This is a genomic window from Ignavibacteria bacterium, from assembly GCA_041649015.1.
Classification (GTDB): domain Bacteria; phylum Bacteroidota; class Ignavibacteria; order Tepidaquicellales; family Tepidaquicellaceae; genus CAIKZJ01.
Map to the genome: position 1 here is coordinate 32,405 of JBAZNU010000006.1, position 17,410 is coordinate 49,814.

Annotated in this window: 17 protein-coding genes; all 17 read right to left on the bottom strand. The window is 34.1% G+C overall.

Translation table 11 applies throughout. The features are described from left to right. Positions 1-17 precede the first annotated feature (17 nt). Entirely contained in the window at positions 18-1,331 is a 1,314-nt protein-coding gene (gene murA / locus WC644_10440; GenBank protein MFA5012356.1) for a UDP-N-acetylglucosamine 1-carboxyvinyltransferase, read from the bottom strand. A gap of 6 nt (positions 1,332-1,337) precedes the next feature. After that, a complete protein-coding gene (locus WC644_10445) occupies positions 1,338-2,279 on the bottom strand; it encodes an acetyl-CoA carboxylase carboxyltransferase subunit alpha (GenBank protein ID MFA5012357.1) in 942 nt (313 codons plus the stop codon). A gap of 3 nt (positions 2,280-2,282) precedes the next feature. Then, complete coding sequence (locus tag WC644_10450) at positions 2,283-4,226, bottom strand: glycosyltransferase (GenBank protein MFA5012358.1); 1,944 nt, start codon at positions 4,224-4,226, stop codon at positions 2,283-2,285. Further along, on the bottom strand, positions 4,223-4,945 hold the full coding sequence (locus tag WC644_10455; GenBank protein MFA5012359.1) for a polyprenol monophosphomannose synthase: 723 nt from the start codon (positions 4,943-4,945) through the stop codon (positions 4,223-4,225). Before WC644_10455 ends, WC644_10450 begins: the two co-directional genes overlap by 4 nt. Then, a complete protein-coding gene (locus tag WC644_10460) occupies positions 4,946-6,268 on the bottom strand; it encodes a sugar transferase (protein ID MFA5012360.1) in 1,323 nt (440 codons plus the stop codon). An 18-nt stretch (positions 6,269-6,286) separates the two neighbouring features. Continuing rightward, complete coding sequence (locus WC644_10465; GenBank protein MFA5012361.1) at positions 6,287-6,997, bottom strand: transaldolase; 711 nt, start codon at positions 6,995-6,997, stop codon at positions 6,287-6,289. A gap of 10 nt (positions 6,998-7,007) precedes the next feature. After that, positions 7,008-7,607, bottom strand: a complete 600-nt coding sequence (locus WC644_10470) for an SIS domain-containing protein (GenBank protein MFA5012362.1) — start codon at positions 7,605-7,607, stop codon at positions 7,008-7,010. A gap of 5 nt (positions 7,608-7,612) precedes the next feature. After that, the gene (locus tag WC644_10475; protein ID MFA5012363.1) at positions 7,613-8,320 is read right to left on the bottom strand and encodes a sugar phosphate nucleotidyltransferase; all 708 of its coding nucleotides are present in this window, start codon (positions 8,318-8,320) and stop codon (positions 7,613-7,615) included. After that, positions 8,320-9,303: a hypothetical protein gene (locus WC644_10480; protein MFA5012364.1), complete on the bottom strand. Its 984-nt coding sequence runs from the start codon at positions 9,301-9,303 to the stop codon at positions 8,320-8,322. Before WC644_10480 ends, WC644_10475 begins: the two co-directional genes overlap by 1 nt. Beyond that, entirely contained in the window at positions 9,300-10,253 is a 954-nt protein-coding gene (locus WC644_10485) for an NAD-dependent epimerase/dehydratase family protein (GenBank protein MFA5012365.1), read from the bottom strand. The genes WC644_10480 and WC644_10485 overlap by 4 nt, the downstream gene beginning before the upstream one ends. Before the next feature lies 1 nt (position 10,254). Next, positions 10,255-11,100: a glycosyltransferase gene (locus tag WC644_10490; protein MFA5012366.1), complete on the bottom strand. Its 846-nt coding sequence runs from the start codon at positions 11,098-11,100 to the stop codon at positions 10,255-10,257. A 470-nt stretch (positions 11,101-11,570) separates the two neighbouring features. Beyond that, on the bottom strand, positions 11,571-12,581 hold the full coding sequence (locus WC644_10495; protein ID MFA5012367.1) for a Gfo/Idh/MocA family oxidoreductase: 1,011 nt from the start codon (positions 12,579-12,581) through the stop codon (positions 11,571-11,573). Then, complete coding sequence (locus WC644_10500) at positions 12,578-13,357, bottom strand: SDR family oxidoreductase (GenBank protein MFA5012368.1); 780 nt, start codon at positions 13,355-13,357, stop codon at positions 12,578-12,580. Before WC644_10500 ends, WC644_10495 begins: the two co-directional genes overlap by 4 nt. A gap of 64 nt (positions 13,358-13,421) precedes the next feature. Then, positions 13,422-14,171: a glycosyltransferase gene (locus WC644_10505; GenBank protein ID MFA5012369.1), complete on the bottom strand. Its 750-nt coding sequence runs from the start codon at positions 14,169-14,171 to the stop codon at positions 13,422-13,424. Between the two features lie 7 nt (positions 14,172-14,178). Then, positions 14,179-15,282 (bottom strand): glycosyltransferase, encoded by a 1,104-nt coding sequence (locus tag WC644_10510; GenBank protein MFA5012370.1) that lies wholly within the window; start codon positions 15,280-15,282, stop codon positions 14,179-14,181. After that, the gene (locus WC644_10515) at positions 15,279-16,232 is read right to left on the bottom strand and encodes a glycosyltransferase family 2 protein (GenBank protein ID MFA5012371.1); all 954 of its coding nucleotides are present in this window, start codon (positions 16,230-16,232) and stop codon (positions 15,279-15,281) included. The genes WC644_10510 and WC644_10515 overlap by 4 nt, the downstream gene beginning before the upstream one ends. Then, positions 16,225-17,361 (bottom strand): glycosyltransferase family 4 protein, encoded by a 1,137-nt coding sequence (locus WC644_10520; protein ID MFA5012372.1) that lies wholly within the window; start codon positions 17,359-17,361, stop codon positions 16,225-16,227. The genes WC644_10515 and WC644_10520 overlap by 8 nt, the downstream gene beginning before the upstream one ends. Positions 17,362-17,410 lie beyond the last annotated feature (49 nt).

Sequence of the window (17,410 nt, forward strand, 5' to 3'; positions counted from 1 at the left end):
AGAAAAATTATTTTAAGTTAAACGCGTTTAATATCAGCACCTAAATTCCTTAGTTTATTATCAATGTTTTCATATCCCCTATCTATGAATCTAATACCGGTTATTACAGTTTCTCCTTCGGCAATTAAACCAGCGATAAGATATGACATACCTGCACGCAGATCAGGAACGACAATTTCTGCACCATGCAAAGAAACCGGTCCTTTAATAACCGCACTGTGATAATATTCCTGATTTGCGAATCTGCATGTAAGACCGCCGAGACACGTGTTATATAATTCTATTTCAGCGCCCATCTTATTAAGTTCGGTAACATATCCAAAACGTTTTTCATACACTGTTTCATGAACTATGGAAATACCTTTTGCCTGCGTTAGTAGAATTACAAGAGGCTGCTGCCAGTCTGTCATAAAACCGGGATGTACGTTAGTTTCAATTGCAATAGGTTTAAAGGGTCCTGTGTAGAAAAATCTTATACCGTTTTCTTTAACTTCGAACTCTCCACCAACACGGCGAATTGTATTCAAGAAAGTAATTAAATCATCTTGAACAGCATTCTCAACAAAAATATCTCCTTTCGTTACAAGTCCTGCAACAGCAAAAGAAGCTGCCTGATTCCTATCTGGAATAACAGTATGATTAGCACCATAAAGTTTATCAACGCCTTCAATTGTAATTTTTCTATCAGTGTTGATTTCTATTATAGCACCCATTTTTTGCAGATACTTTATTAAATCGTAAATCTCAGGTTCGATAGCAGCATTGAAAATATTAGTTCTACCTTTAGCAAGAGTAGCAGCCATAAGAATATTTTCAGTAGCACCAACGCTTGGATATTCAAGGTGAATGTTATTACCATGAAGGTTATCAGCTTTGAGATGATAGAAATAATCGAACGTTTCAACTGAACAACCGAGCTTTTTAAGACCTTCAATGTGAAAGTTCACAGGACGTGAACCAATTTTGCATCCACCGGGAATCGGAATTCTGGCTTCCCCGTTTCTATGAAGTAATACACCTGCAGTAAGTATAGAAACTCTGTTAACATTACCGTAGTCAGAAGGAATCTCAAATGTATTAATTTTAGGGGTTTGAATTTCAAGATTATCTTTGGACTGTACAATATTGCTACCGAGGATTTTACAAAGGTCAATAGTAACTCCGAGTTCACTGATTTCATTAGGAGAATTGTTGAAAAAAGATTTTTCATCTGAAAGCATAGAGGCAATCATAAGCTTAGTAGCCGAATTTTTTGCACCCGATACTTTGACAGAACCATTCAAAGGTTTAACACCTTTGATAATAAACTTAGAATTATCGGAGACTGACATAATTTGTTATTCTTTCCAGAATCCCATTTTTTCAAACTTCTTTATTCTATTATCAAGAAGTTTATCCCTCCTTATTTTTCTGACCTCACCAAGTTCTTCGATAAGAGCTGATTTTAGAATGTTCGCAGCTTCCTGATGGTTTCTATGTGCACCCCCGCTTGGTTCATCTATTATTCTATCAATTATTCCAAGTTTCAGTAAATCGCTTGCAGTAAGCTTCAAAGCTTCCGCAGCCTGTTCTTTAAAATCCCAGCTTCTCCAGAGAATCGAGGAACATGATTCAGGTGAAATTACGGAGTACCAGCAATACTTAAGCATAAGGATTCTATCACCGATGCCTATACCAAGAGCCCCGCCAGATGCTCCTTCTCCAATTATTATAACAATCATTGGGACTCTAAGTCGTGACATTTCAATCAGGTTTCTCGCAATAGCTTCAGCCTGACCGCGCTCTTCGGCTTCAATGCCCGGGAATGCACCCGGAGTATCTAATAATGTAATAACCGGCTTATCAAACTTTTCAGCAAGTTTCATTAAACGTAACGCTTTTCTATAGCCTTCGGGATTCATCATACCGAAGTTTCTGTAAAGATTTGATTTTGTATCTCTACCTTTTTGCTGACCAATTATCATAACGGTTTGGTCTCCTAAAGTAGCAAACCCGCCAACAACTGCTTTATCATCTTTATAGTTTCTATCACCGTGAAACTCGACAAAGTTTTCAGTCATAAGATAGATATAATCGAGAGTATAGGGTCTGTTCGGATGTCTGGCAAGCTGAACGATTTGCCATGGGGTAAGATTATCAAAAACATTCTTCCTGAGCTCATTGACCTTGCTTTCAAGACGATTTATTTCGTCACTGATATCAAGACTATCAGCCATTTTCCTCATCTCATCAATTTTCTGCTCAAGTTCTAAAATTGGTTTTTCAAATTCCAGTACCATAATTTATTTTTTAATAATTGTAATAAAAGTTTTTAATAAGATTTCAATATCAAATTGTAAAGATTGATTCTTTGCATAGAAAATCAAATAATTATTTTCTTCTTCCTTATTATGAATCTCCGAACCGTAAAGTTGAATCATACCGGTTAAACCTTTTTTACCAAGATAATCATAATCATAATCATCATACCAAATGGGAACACCAACAAAACTATATTTCCCAGTGAAAACATACGGTAATGATAAAAGCTTATTTATACCTACTGAATTCTTTGTACCTACAATTTTTGAATAGATAAAAGCAAACGGGTACACAAGAATTAATAGAACAAAAGAAAGACTGATATCAAACAACCGCTTTGAAAATATATTCAATTTATTGTTAATATTATATTCAATTTCAATTAATGACAGATTATCGATATCTCCTCGAATTTTTGATAATATGAGTTCATTTCCTGACGGAACAATTTTAAACTTAATATTTTTATCTTTGAAGGTCCACATTAACCTAAAAATTTCTCTGGACTCGACATTTTCTCCAGAAAAAACCACTTCATTAATATTTTTTATAATAATTGTTTCTTTTAAATCTTCAAAGTCAGGCTCTCTTCCATCGTGATCATAATAGGTAATATTATGTCTTGAATTAAACTTTTCTTCAATTGTATTGGTCAACTTATTCTTACTAACAACTAAGAGATTAACTTTATTGAGTAAAATGTTTTTTTCAACGAAAAAGTTTTTTATTTTTAAAACAGCTCTCCATGACAATAAAAATAATAGTGCCCATAATGTAGAAGTAAGGATAACCTCTCTTGAATATGCATACTCTTTAAGGAAGTAAGTAATAGAAGAATTAACGAAGAAACCGACAAAAATTGCATTAAAAGTTTTAAAAATTGATAGGCGAAATTTTCTTAGGTATATACCGAATAATCCCATTATTAATAACCAAATAAGGATATAAACGGAAATAATAAAAATATAATATTTATTCGGGAAAATATGGAACCTATAATAAACAGATAGGAGAAATGACAAGAATAGAAATGCAGCATCAATTAAAACGGGATAAATAATCTTAAGACTTCTTTTAGTGTAGGAAATTAAAGATCTTAGAAATATACCAAACTTCAACAAATAAGATAAAATTCTTGAACTGGATTTAAGATTTTTATTTACAAAGATAGACATGGCACCGTAAAAATTACTTACGTATGAAAACTTTGTTTTACTGGTACTTTCACCTTTAAGATGGATAGTAGTGACTTTGGGATAATAAAATATTTTGTAACCTGCTTTTTTAATTCTGTAACATAAATCTATGTCCTCACCATACATAAAATAATCTTCGTCGAAATATCCTACTATATCCAGTACATCCTTTTTCATAAACATAAAAGCACCACATATAGAATCGACTTCGGTGACTTCATTTTCATCCAGATAAGTTAGGTTATATCTACTAAAGAGTTTAGATTTAGGAAAAAGTCTTGAGAGTCCCAGTATTCTAGGTAAAGCAGCAGAAAGAGTGGGAAAACTTCTACGGCAAGCACTATCGAGTTTTCCATTTCGAAGAATTAATTTGGAAGATACAGCTCCTATACCGGGGTTAGCTTTGTAGAATTCTATCAGCTTATCAAAAGTCCCCTCTTCAAGAATTGTATCCGGATTTAGAACCAGAATGTACTCACCTTCAGCCTTTTTTAATGCAATGTTATTAGCTTTCGCGAAACCGATATTCTTATTGTTATAAATTCCTATAACATCTGGGTATTTAGATGTGATAAACTCAAAGCTGTTATCAACTGAGTGATTATCAACTAAAAATATTTGTATGTCATATCCTTTTGAGGCTTTATAAACAGATGAAATACAGTTGTCAACTAAATCCTTTACATTATAATTGACAATGATTACCGATATGTCAAATTTTTTGTTCAGAGTTTACCAAATATCGATTTAATTTTCAGTTTCCAGACTACAAAAAATGCTTCATAAACAACTTTATTGGACATTTTTGAATGGCCTGCTCTGCGATCAATAAAAAGTATTGGAATTTCAGCTATTCTAAATTTCTTTTTGTAATACTTGAACTTCATTTCAATTTGGAATGAATAGCCGTTTGATTTGATATTATCCAGATCGATTTGAGAAAGTTTGGATACGACATAACACGCAAATCCAGCGGTGGTATCATGAACTTTTAGACCTGTAATAATCCTTGTATAAATGTTTGCAAAGTAACTAAGAAATAATCTTCTTATGGGCCAGTTCACTACAGATACACCATTAATATATCTAGAACCTACAACAAGGTCATACCCCTCTTCCATTTTTGCTAAGAATTCAGGAAGGTATTTGGGATCATGGGAGAAATCGGCATCCATTTCATAAACATAATCAAACTTATTTTGAATAGAGAATTTAAAACCAGCAATGTAGGCAGTACCAAGACCCATTTTCTTTTCCCTTTTTAATACAAATACATTAGGATTACTCAAATTCTCAACCATTTGCGCTGTTCCGTCTGGTGAATTATCATCAACCACCAGCACATTAAATTCGTAATCAGGAGTAGTTTTATTTAATACTTCAGGAATTATCTTAAGTATATTTTCAGATTCATTGTATGTGGGTATTATTACGAGTACACGTTTCATTTATTTTCCCCTAAAACTAAATATCAAAATTAATGTGTTAAGAATTATTTTAAAATCAAGCAGTAAGCTCATATTCTCAAGATAATAGAAATCATATTGCAATTTTTTATTATAATCATCAGATGTGTAATAAGATTTTTGTTTAATCTGAGCCCATCCTGTAATACCAGGTTTTACTTTCATACGTCTTGAGAAATAAGGTATTTCCGAAGAAAGTTTTTTTACAATCTCAGGGCGTTCGGGTTCAGGTCCTACCAGACTCATTTTATTAAGAATAACATTCAATAATTGGGGCATTTCATTAATCCACAACTTTGATAACAATTTGTCAAATCCTTTATCGTTAGTTAGAAATTTTATACTATTAAAGGTTTTAGATCTTTTTCCTACTTTTTTATCAACATCAAAAATCTTTTTGTAAATTAATAGATTAACTATTGACACGATAAACAGCAGCGGGGATATAACTATTATTATAATTAAAGAGCAAACTAAATCAAATAGACGCTTGATTATTGTTGATGTGAAAGGCATCAATTCTGTTTTCACTTCAACCAACGGAATCCCATGTACTTGCTCTGATTTAACCATACCACTTACGATTTCATAAACTCCGGGTACAATTTTGACATTTACATTCAAGTCTGAACAAATATTTAAAGTTGAAATAACAAGCTCTTCGTATTTTTGATCTGATGCTATAATAACTTCAACAATATCATTCTTTTGAATTACAGAACTTAAATCTGAAAGCAGACCGATTTCTTCAAAACTTTCTATTTTATCATTAACACTAATGAATCCTGCGAATTTGTATCCTAATTTGGGGTAAGTATATATGAGATCCTTCACTTCATTTGCTTTCTCTCCTGTACCTATTATTAGTGTATTTCTAAGACCAAATCCTTTTTTAAGCATCCTTAACTGAAATCCACGAATAATCATCCTTCCAAGTGACACCCAAAATATAAGTAAAGCCCAATAAATAATTATCAAAAATCTCGATACAATCTGTGCTTCTTTATAATAATCATCAAGAAATATTGCAAAGAAAAGTATAAAACAGCCTAAACTAATTGCGCGAAAGAGCGTTGTAAATTCGTCGAAACGGGATCTAACAAACCAATGTCTGTATAAACCTGCAATATAAAATATGAATAACCAGTAAACAAAAATGAGTAACATCGGTGCCCAGAATGAAGGTGGATTTGTGAAAATAATCCATCCACTTTCAATTCTAATGTAGTAATATATAGACCAGGAAAGGTTTACAAATATTATATCTGAAATTAATAACAGTATTAATTCTTTTTTCGAGGACAAAGTATTTTCTTAAAATTACTAAAGAATCTTATAGCCCGCTGTTTTAGCGTCATTATAAAACATTTTCACAGTATCGAGAGATAAATCACCAAGATCCATACCTACCATGTTTAATTTTTTCAGTAAATCGCTTGTAACAGTAATAATATCGCATCCACAATCCTGTGCTTGAAAAATATTAAGTAGTTCGCGAGAACTTGCCCAAAGAAGTTCAAGATTGCGTTTTGGAGCAAGTATAGATTTTGCCTCTTTCATGATAGGAATGGGATTAACTCCAGTATCAGCAATCCTACCTGCAAAAACCGAAATAATTGACTTTGAATTTTCATTAAGATTGTCAAATAAATCTTGCACCTGCTTCAAAGTTAATATTGCTGTTATGTTAAGTTTAATGCCTCTTTTATCAAGGGATTTTATTAAATCAACAGAAGATTCTCTTTTAGTATTTGTAACAGGAATTTTCACGTAAATATTTTCACCCCAACTCGATATTTTAATTGCTTCTTTCTCCATGCTTTCAAAATCATCAGAAAATACTTCAAATGAAATAGGAAGATTATTTACATTTTTAATCGCTTCTTTTGCAAATTTCTCATAATCTGTAATCCCGCTTTTCTTCATGAGTGTAGGATTTGTCGTAAAACCGCTTATAATGCCAAGCTTAGAGGCTTTCTCCATTTCAATGACATCCGCACCGTCGCTGAATATCTTTATTTTTAAATTCATCATAGATTATTGGTTACTTTGTTGATTCCCATTTCATTTCGTTTACTTTTAAATCAGGATGTGTTGCAATACAATGAAGAACAACTGACTGAAAAGATTCGGAATGCGGAGTTATACTGCCTTCGCTAATTACAGGAATAATAACACAACTCGTAGAATTTCTTGAAGTATAACCCCCATCCTTACCGACAATTCCCATTATTTTGGAATTCATTTTTTTTGCCAAATCAATTGCCCTAATAAGATTAACGCTGATATTTTTTTCGGCATTGCCACCTCCAACTGATAGAATTAATATTCCATCTTTATCATTTAATTTACTTGTTTCTAACCATTTTACAAATACAGTTTCCCAACCGTCATCGTTGACACGGGCAGTCAACTCAGATACATTATCTGTAGGAGTATAAGATTCAATACCGCAAATTTTTCTAAAGTCATTAACAGAATGTGAAGCATTTGCCGCACTGCCTCCGACACCAAGTATAAATAAACGACCTCCTGAATCTTTTACATACTTCAAGTCCTTAACAATACCTTCAATATTCTCTTTCCTAATTGAAGAAGCAACTTCTTTTACTTCTTCAAAATAATTTTCAATGTATTTTTCCAATAAAATTATATTTGCTTACTTTTCAAATAATTTTTTAAATCTTCTATGCCCTCGAAAGAACCTATTTCGTAAAATCTTTTGTGAACTTCAAAACCTAACAATTGATTTTTTTTAATCAGATTTTTGAAAATGTCCTTCAAATCAAAACAGTTTTGATTTAAGTAATCATTAAAAGCATCTTTCCTCAGAATACTAAATCCATAATCTATATAATCAAATTCAGGGTCCTCCTGTTTATCATATTTTATGATTTTACCGTCTCTGAAAATAATGTTACTTTTATCCCATTTTCCTTGATTCTTTAGAACGGACATCAAGCCTAATTTATTAAAATCATTAAAATAATTCAGAATTTCAATGTAATCAATATCCAAATAAGAATCTCCGTACAATACCATAAACGGATCGGATAGCAAAGGGAAAGCATTTTTTATTGCTCCGCCAGTTCCAAGAAGTGAAACACCATCATATGAATATTTGAGATTTACAAAATTGCCATACTTATTTCCCAAGAAATCTTCAATTGGTTTTGCTAGATTCCCAAGACATAAAACTACTTCTTTTATTCCATTTTGCTCGATTAATTTTAACTGATGATTGATAAATGGTTCACCATTTATATCAATTAGAGATTTTGGTATCGTAAGTGTAACCGGATAGAGCCTTGTCGCCATACCACCTGCTAGTATGACTAAAGTATTTTTTATTGACATCAAGCGGAAAATATTTTCTTGGCTCCTTCAAATTCAAAGGAAAACCATGTAGGCTTCAAACCGTAATTCCTTAAAGCATCTATTAATTTCGGTTTATTTTTATGACAATATAAAAGTAAAAAACCACCGCCGCCTGCTCCTACCACCTTTCCACCGAGTGCCCCATTTTTCAATGCTATATCATATGCCTCATCTATAAAAGGATCAGATATTTTGTTTGAAAGTCCTTTCTTCGTCAGCCAGTGATTGTGCAGTACCTCACCAAACTCATTAATTTTTCCATCTTCAAGAATTTTCTTTGTGTAAAGTCCTATTTCTTTTATTTTGTGAAGTTTCTCGATTGTATCTTTGTCATTTTTCATGCTTTTTTCATTCTGCTCTTTAAGAATTAAACTCGCCGACCTGTTTTTATTTAGATAAAATAAAAATATATTGTTCTGAAGTTCTATCATCATTTCCTCTTTAATACGCAGCGGCTCAACCCTCACTGTACCGTCTTTTTCAAAATAATAAGCATTAAACCCGCCGAATGCCGATGCATATTGGTCTTGTTTGCCGATCGGTTCATTCAAAACATTTATTTCAATATGACAGGCAGATTCTGCAAGCTTATGAATTCCTATATAATCCCTTTTATATGCATATAATGCATTCAATAATGCTACAGTAAAAGTCGATGATGTTCCAAGCCCGCAGTTTGAAGGAACATCGGCTATGGAAACAATCTCAACCTTGCCTTCTATTCCTACGTACTTGATTGATTCTCTGAATATTGGATGCTCAATTTCTTCTATCGTGTTTATTATCTCTGTTTTTGAATACGAAAGACGGAAGTTTTCCTCAAACCTTCTGTTTAGAAGTATATACACAAATTTATTAATCGATGTCGCAAGTAGAAAACCCCCGTATTCTCTGTAATAAGATGCAAGGTCAGTTCCACCTCCGCCCATCGAAAGTCTTACAGGTGCTTTTGAAAGGATCATTGATTCTTTAATTTATTGTACATCTGTGAAACAGACTCAAAAATTGCTTGTTTTGAATTGAACTGGTTTTTCCAACCGAGATTTCTAATCTTTTCTGAGTTTAATCGGACGATAGGTACATCTCCTTTCCAACCTCTATCACCATCTCCAAAGTTTAATTTTGTATTTTTCAACCCCATCACATCAAGTACTAATTCCGCAATTTCTTTTACAGTTATATAATCAGTCGTCGCTACGTTAAAATACGAATATCCATGTAGGAATCTTGTCTCAACAAGTCTGATTGCATTTAATACATCATAAACATATATATAAGATTTGCTTTGCGTACCATTACCCAGAATATCGAGTTCAACAGGATTTTTAATTAGTTTATTAATAAAATCAAATCCAACACCGTGTGTTTGATTTGGACCGACAACATTTGCAAAACGGAATGCCGCAGCATTAAGCCCGAACATAAAACAATATGAACTTATTAATGCCTCTCCGCTAAGCTTGCTGGCTCCATAAGTGGATATCGGTACCATCGGTGAATAATCTTCATCTGTTTCAACATATCCAACGTCGCCGTAAACACCGCTTCCTGAAGCATATATTAGCTTCGGTACACCATTTCTTCGTACTGCTTCAAGTATGTTATTCGTTAAATATGTACCTTCCCAAAAATCGATGTCTGGTTGAGTTATTGCTTTTGATATATCTGGATTTGATGCGAAATGATAAACACAATCTGATTTTTTCATTGCATCAACAAGCATATCTATATCTTTTATATCTCCTTTTATGATGTTAAGCCTCGCATCATCTATTACTTCTTCAAGGTGCCACATCTGCCCTGAAGTGAAATTATCAAATACTGTTACCAAAGATTCGCTTTCTTCTTTGAGAATTTTTCGAACTAAATGACTTCCTATAAAACCCGCGCCTCCTGCTATAAAATAATTCATGCTAAAAATATTTTCGTTTTATATACTTCAGGTAATTTGTAGTACTCATTCTGAATGATAAAGGTAAAAAAGAATGAAGATACTGAAAATAATTTACTAAAACACCAGTCCTGTAATTCGGATAATCATTCTTATATACTTTTATTAACTTCAGTATTGCCTTAGCAAGTCCTTTTTGATTGCGGAGAGAATTATTTTGTTGAGCCATCTGATAGTAAGCAAAATATTCCTTAAAATTGTAAAGCTTTCCTTCCTTACCCATTCTTAGGAAAAAATCCCAGTCTTCAGCGAACTCTAATGTTCTATAACCACCAATTTTAAGTGCAGTATCACGCCTGAACATTACTGATGGATGAGACATCGGATTTGCATACAATATTTTATTCCTGATTTCAACATCGGTTTCATTCTCAAAGTATCTGTATAATTCATTTTCATTCTCATCAATCACAATCACTCCACCACCGATAAGAACATAATCTGCATTCTTTTCGAAAAAATCGAATTGAATTTTTAATTTATTCTTACAACTCCACTGGTCATCATCATCAATTCTGGCTATATATTTACCCTTCGCCGTTTTTATTCCATAATTTAAAAATTTTGCTATCCCAGGCTCGGATGTTATTGGTATCCTATGATACGTTATCCTCGAATTCCTTCGTGTAATTTCCGCCATCATTTCTTCTGTTCCGTCACTTGATGCGTCGTCAACAACAAGCATTTCCCAATCTGTAAACGATTGATTTACCACACTGTCTATCGCTTTTTTTAACCATTTTCGACGATTATACGTTGGTAAAATTATGCTAATAGCTGGTATTTTTGATACAGAATCCTTGTCCATCAAGATTATTTAAGCGGAAATATTATTTTAAAAACAATTTTTAATTTACCCATTTATAAATACTTATTCAACGCAAAACTACTTAAAAATCAGGATTTTAAAACTGCTTTACTAGAATAATTGCTTGGCTTTTTTCAATATCAAATTCAAATAAATTCTGTTTAAATTAAGAATTTTTTGAAGAATCAAAGGAACAAATTGAAAATTTCTTTTATTTTTTAATAATAGGAATGAATTAACTCACGTTTCAAGACATATAATATTTGTAAAAACAGTGTATTACATAATTTGAATGTATCTTGAATACAGCCTCAAGACAACTTGAATACATTATAAAATACGTCAAACCTCTGTCATTCTTCAGCATAAAATAGTGTCCTACTATACAATACCTGGATCTGCATTATTTTCGCATTCCGTCATCATTCACTCTTGGCTGCTGAATAATTTTCTTACATTATAATTTGATTTTATTTCGTAACGTACTTGCTTCTCATATATGATTTTTCCAACAGCTCCATATTCTTTAGCCCCTCAATAAGATTACAAGGTTTGATTATATCATTATTATCAGGAAAAAGTAAAGCCCTTGTTTCTTTATAAAAGACATCTTCTCCATCAGAATCACAAATAAGCAATTCTGAATCCTTCTGGCTCTTCGCATTCTGCCATCCCCAGCGCTTTCCTGTTATATATGTCTGTTTTCCGTAACTTCTATTCCTCCCGTCGACAATTCCATACCCTTCTTCACCGTTCACTTCAATCCTGAAGGTACTTCTCCATTTCACTATTGAAATCTGCATGTTAATAATACACCCTTCTCCATTTAAAAACAAATGACATTCCTCCTCAATCCCCGTTTTCCAGAATCCATTCCAGAGCATCCCATTAATAATGTCTAAGTTTCCTTTAGTAAATATTCTTGCAAGATCTATAAAATGTATTCCTGGATCAATAAGGCATCCACCTCCGGCTTTTTCAGGATCAAGCTTCCAACCGTCTTTAATATTCGGACTCGAACCGTGCCCGAGTACAAAATTAATCGAAATTAACTTCCCGAACTTCCCGGCCAGAGTATCTTTAAGCAGCGCATTCACTCCGTCAAAAAACCTGTAATTAAATCCCACCCATACGTCATCCTTGCTTCTGCTCATTTCATATATCTCTTTTGCTTCCTTTAAATTCCTTCCCAGCGGCTTTTCTATCAGTACATTAATGTTGTTTTCGAGTGATTTTTTCGTTAGCTCAACCGCAGTATCATGCGGCGTCGCAATAAAAATCCAGTCTGGTTTTGCCTCAATCATCTTTTCAAATGAACCGGTAACATTTACTCCGTATTCTTCAGATAGCGCTTGTATCTCCTTGCTGTACGGATCGAATATGCCCGTAATCTCTACATCAAATTCTTCTTTCCTCAATCTGTCCAGAGCGGCAAGCCTCTCCTTGCCAATTAAACCTATGCCTGCAATCTCTATTCTCATTTTTCTATCCTCCTCAGTTTAAACATGTCTTTTCCTGAAAGCTGATTTTCTGAATTCAGCAACTTTGGCCATTCGTCCCTCACATGTACAAACGAACCTGAAAAATTACACTTGTCGGCAAAGATAAACTCCTTTACAAAATTTGTCGGTTCGGAAATATTAACCGTCGTCTTTACCTCTGCACCAAACGAACGCACCTTTTTCAGCATGTCAGTTTCCACCGCCCCGGGTGCAAGCGCCGCAATCGCAAAATCACCTTTATCCTTTAAAACTTCTGCAAAATTTTCCACGGTCCTTACAACTGCCGTCTTCGATGCCGAATAAGCCGAGAATATCGGGTACGCATAAGCTGAACCTCCGCCTGAAAAAGCTACAATCCTCCCGTACTTATTCTCAAGCATTCTCGGAAGAAGCGCGCCCAGCACATTGAAGTTACCCGTCAGGTTCACATTCATTACCCCGCTCCATTCCCTGGCATTAAAATTCTCAACTTCAAACTTGTCTCCTAAAACCGAAGCCGCAAGAACAACGCCGATTCTTTTATACGTATTATTCATAAGCCACTTCTTTATTTCTTCCGTGGTTTTATCAAAGTTGACAATATCTGCCTGAATACTTTCCGCCTTGGTATATTTCCCTGCCTCCTTCACGGTATCATACACTGATTCAGATTTGGAAATGCAAAGCAGCGGGACTTCATTCTTTGCAATTTCAATACAAACAGAACGGCCGATTCCCCTTCCGGCGCCTGTAACTACTACTACATCGGGTTTCATATGAGTTTATTATGGTTTAAATATGGTTAAAATATAGAAACAAATGAAAACAAGAAATTCAATATCAGAGGTACTTGCGCGCTATGATATTGTAAGTCGTATCCTTCTTTAATATCTCTTTCTCGGTTAGTTTTGAAAGATACTTTTTATATGATGCAGCCTCCCAGAGATGATGGCAATAAGCATCCTTGTAATCATTGCAATGAACAAATATCCTTCTCAGACTGTACGGATAGTATAACGGATAATGAAAACTGTTGTACGGCTCTTTGTGAATTAAATCAGGATGCTTTTTGGCAAGTTCTTTCGGCTTGCTTACCGACATTTCCGACCAGTATTTGTCGTTACCTTTGGAACGGAAATTCCTGAATTCATCGTACCAGAGTTTAAGGAATTCGGAATCCTTATTGGCAAGTATCACGCCGTTGCAAAGCCCCATCTTTCGCCATCTCCCCTGCTTTCCCAGAACCATGTCGTGCTTTAGAAGATCCGTAAACGGCTTTTTACATATCACATCCATGTCAATATATATCCCGCCTTGTTCCAAAAGTATCTGAAGCCTTAATACATCCGATTTATGCGCTAAGTGATAAAGCTTCCTGTCAAATACGTATTTAGGCGCTTTCACTTTTACGAGTTTTACATAAGGCGATATCTTTTCCCAATACTTTCCCTCAGGAGCCCTGTCCGAATAAAAATATATCTTGTCGGGATTATTCAGCATCCTCACTGAATTCACCGTTATGCTGTGTGTTAACGGGAACTCAACGTTCTCTTTGTAAAAGTAAATAAGATGAAAAATATTGGGTATCATGAATTTATCATTTAATCAAATCATATACTTCCAGCATTCTGGGAATTGTTTTTTCAATCGTCCACTTATTCCTGAAATCCTTATAAGCTTCTGCAGCAAATCTTTTTCTCAAATCCTCGTCATCTATCAATTTCATAATTTTATCCGCCATTAGTTTAATCTCATTTCTTGGAAGAAGAATACCGTTCCTTCCGGTTTCTATTACCTCGCTCTTTCCTCCAACGTCAGTAGCTATAACAGGTACTCCCGCACTCATTGAATCAAGCAATACATAAGGAATTCCTTCGTACCTTGAAGTAAGAACAAATATGTCAAAATTGCCGAATGTCTTTATCTTGTCATGCATATAACCCATCAGAAATACTTTCTTTTCAAGTCCGTACTTTGCAATAAGGTTTTCAAGTTTCTCCTGCAGCTCGCCTGTTCCCCATATCTCGTACCTGATATTTTTCCCTGTTCCCGACTCTTCAATTATCTTTGCAATTTCCACAAAATTTTCCGGAGCTTTCTGGTAAGTTAATCTGCATACCGTGCCAATAACAGTTTCTTCAGTTTCTTCAGTTCTTTCTCTTTCCGCTAAACCGTATATATCTTTCACGCCGTTGTAAACCAGCTTCACTTTTTCACGATTATACCCGAACTTGTCCACAAGATAAAATATGTCTCTTTCATTCCCGGATATTGTATAATCAACCAGATACTTTTTAATCGATTCATACCTTACTTTGAGAAAACCCATGTTCTTTCTCTCTTCCTCAGTAAAATCCAGCCCGTGCTTGTGTTCAATCTTCATTCTCACACCTGTAAGAGAACCTAACAAACACGGTGCTATTCCGGCCTGTGCATGCACTATGTCAAACTTGTTCTTCGATAGAATCTTAAAAATATTTATTATTCCCTTAAGGTTATAAGGCTTAACGCAGTTGTCGTTGAAGATATAATATTTAATTCCCAATTCCTTCAGCACTTCAACAATTTGCCCGTAACAAGGCACTGCTACCGAAAATTCATACTTGTTTCTATCTGAATTCCTGATAAGCTCAAGCACAAAATTCTCTATTCCGCTTATCAGGCTGTTATTTAGCGTCAGCAGTATTTTCAGTTTTCTCATCTTTTTATATATTCAAATTTGCTTGAAGATAAATATTTACTGCTTGCATGTAGGCGTATTACTTTCAGTAACTGCACAAACTTTTGCTTCTTTAAATTCCTGTATTTATTCCAGAATGGCAAGACTAAGATTCTTAAAATTATACTGCTTATTGAAATTAGTTCTAATATGCTTCTTAAAAATAATCCGTAATTCGATATAAATATCATCTTCCCCCTGTTTATATGAAAGTAATAAATATCATCCTTCTTTACATCGCTGAATGTAGCCCTTGTGTGGTGTATGTATTTCACTTCGGGAATACAGACATTTTTCAGGCCGAGCTTATTCTTTACTGAATAGCATAATTCAATATCCTCATAATACATAAAATACTTTTCATTAAAGCCCTTAAGAGCCTTAAAATTATACTTGCTTATGAAAATAAATGCTCCGTGAAACCAGTCTGTTTCAAAATTGGAATTGGATTTGATTTCATCTCGGGAAAGCAGTTTCCTTATCTTCGCATCATATCCTGTACCCGCAAACTGGTATATCTCCCATTCTATATCCGGAAATGAATTAAAGCAGTATATGGGCTTGTTGTCAGTATCAACCATTAACCCTGAAACAATTCCCGTATCAGGATTTGCTTCCAGGTACTCGTGAAGCAGGTGCAGATTATTTTCGTTTATTAATACGTCAGGATTAATGAACAATAGATATTCGCCTTCAGCAAATTCCGAAGCTTTATTATTTCCCGTTGCAAACCCCTCGTTGCTTTCAAACTCAAGAATCTTTACGAACGGATACTTTTTCCCGATTTCCCGGAATGATTTTTCCGGGGAATTATTATCGGCAAGTATCACTTCATATTCATCAAGCGGGATATTCCTGGCTAATGATCCCACAAGCTCTTCCGCATAAGCAGCGGTATTGTAATTCAATATTATTATTGAAGTTTTAACCATTCCTGAATAATATGCGTTCGTGTTCTTTTAAATAGTAATTAAAACTGAAATATTTGTCGTAAGAATCTTTCTGGTTATTCGATATGTATTCGCGCAGTTCTTTATTTGCAATAATTTCATCTATAAGTTCCCTTAACTTATTAACATCATTTTCATTAAAAAGAAATCCGTTATAACCGTCTTTTAAAACCTCAAGCGCAACGCCTGTCCTTGTAGATATTACGGGAACCCTGAAGTATAACCCCTCTGCAATTACTAACGACATTCCTTCATGTTTAGACGTAACGACTAAAAGATCGGAATTGCATTCCATATCCAGCGCCTGCTTTTTACTGACTTCTCCCTCAAAAATAATCTTGATATTCCCTTTTGGCAGCGATTTGGCAAGTGTTTGTAATTTCTCGAAATAAGCTTTATCCTCAATCCTTCCGATAAAACTAACCTTTACATTTGATTCTGTCTTTAATCCTGCCGCAGCTTTTATCAGCAATTCCTGATTTTTGATAGGTGTTATTACTCCTGAATTCACAATTACAAACTCATTATCACTCCTGGAAGTATTTCTGCTTATCCCGGCCAAATCATCATCCGCAATTGAAGATCTTATGATGCTTACTTCTTTTCCCTTAAAATCATCCTTAACAATGTTTCGTATAAACTCCGAAATAACGATTACGTCATTGCTTGTCTTTCTGTAATATGAATTTATGACTCTCCTCACATAACCAGGATGTATTACCTCTTTAATTGAAAGTGTATAAGGAATATTCATTATGCCTAACGCCAGGATTTCCGATAAGCACGCTGATGAATTCACGAAACAAGCGTCAAAATTATTCTTTATTCTGTTTAAGAATGGAAACAAAATCGTGAATTTCTGTATTGTAATATAAGAGAAATACAGATACTTCCTTAAATTAAATTCATTAAACGGAAAAATATTATCAGGCAATACAAGAAATTCATTAGATAGTTTTTTGAAATAATCAGCCTTATGGCCATCAGGAAATACAGAATACACATAATATCCCTGATTATGAAAATACTCTAAAAGTCTTTGAAAATCCCACTCTCCGCCGCCTGTCTTATTTGAAGAATGTGAAATCATTAATATTGTTTTTTTCTTCATCCGGCTAAAGATATTTCTATTGTTGATGAATCAGCAATGATATTAACCA

Coding starts and splice junctions, on each gene's coding strand:
- murA (MFA5012356.1), bottom strand. CDS start 1,331: ATGTCAGTCTCCGATAATTCTAAGTTTATTATCAAAGGTGTTAAACCT.
- WC644_10445 (MFA5012357.1), bottom strand. CDS start 2,279: ATGGTACTGGAATTTGAAAAACCAATTTTAGAACTTGAGCAGAAAATT.
- WC644_10455 (MFA5012359.1), bottom strand. CDS start 4,945: ATGAAACGTGTACTCGTAATAATACCCACATACAATGAATCTGAAAAT.
- WC644_10465 (MFA5012361.1), bottom strand. CDS start 6,997: ATGATGAATTTAAAAATAAAGATATTCAGCGACGGTGCGGATGTCATT.
- WC644_10475 (MFA5012363.1), bottom strand. CDS start 8,320: ATGTCAATAAAAAATACTTTAGTCATACTAGCAGGTGGTATGGCGACA.
- WC644_10480 (MFA5012364.1), bottom strand. CDS start 9,303: ATGATCCTTTCAAAAGCACCTGTAAGACTTTCGATGGGCGGAGGTGGA.
- WC644_10485 (MFA5012365.1), bottom strand. CDS start 10,253: ATGAATTATTTTATAGCAGGAGGCGCGGGTTTTATAGGAAGTCATTTA.
- WC644_10490 (MFA5012366.1), bottom strand. CDS start 11,100: ATGGACAAGGATTCTGTATCAAAAATACCAGCTATTAGCATAATTTTA.
- WC644_10495 (MFA5012367.1), bottom strand. CDS start 12,581: ATGAGAATAGAGATTGCAGGCATAGGTTTAATTGGCAAGGAGAGGCTT.
- WC644_10500 (MFA5012368.1), bottom strand. CDS start 13,357: ATGAAACCCGATGTAGTAGTAGTTACAGGCGCCGGAAGGGGAATCGGC.
- WC644_10505 (MFA5012369.1), bottom strand. CDS start 14,171: ATGATACCCAATATTTTTCATCTTATTTACTTTTACAAAGAGAACGTT.
- WC644_10510 (MFA5012370.1), bottom strand. CDS start 15,282: ATGAGAAAACTGAAAATACTGCTGACGCTAAATAACAGCCTGATAAGC.
- WC644_10515 (MFA5012371.1), bottom strand. CDS start 16,232: ATGGTTAAAACTTCAATAATAATATTGAATTACAATACCGCTGCTTAT.
- WC644_10520 (MFA5012372.1), bottom strand. CDS start 17,361: ATGAAGAAAAAAACAATATTAATGATTTCACATTCTTCAAATAAGACA.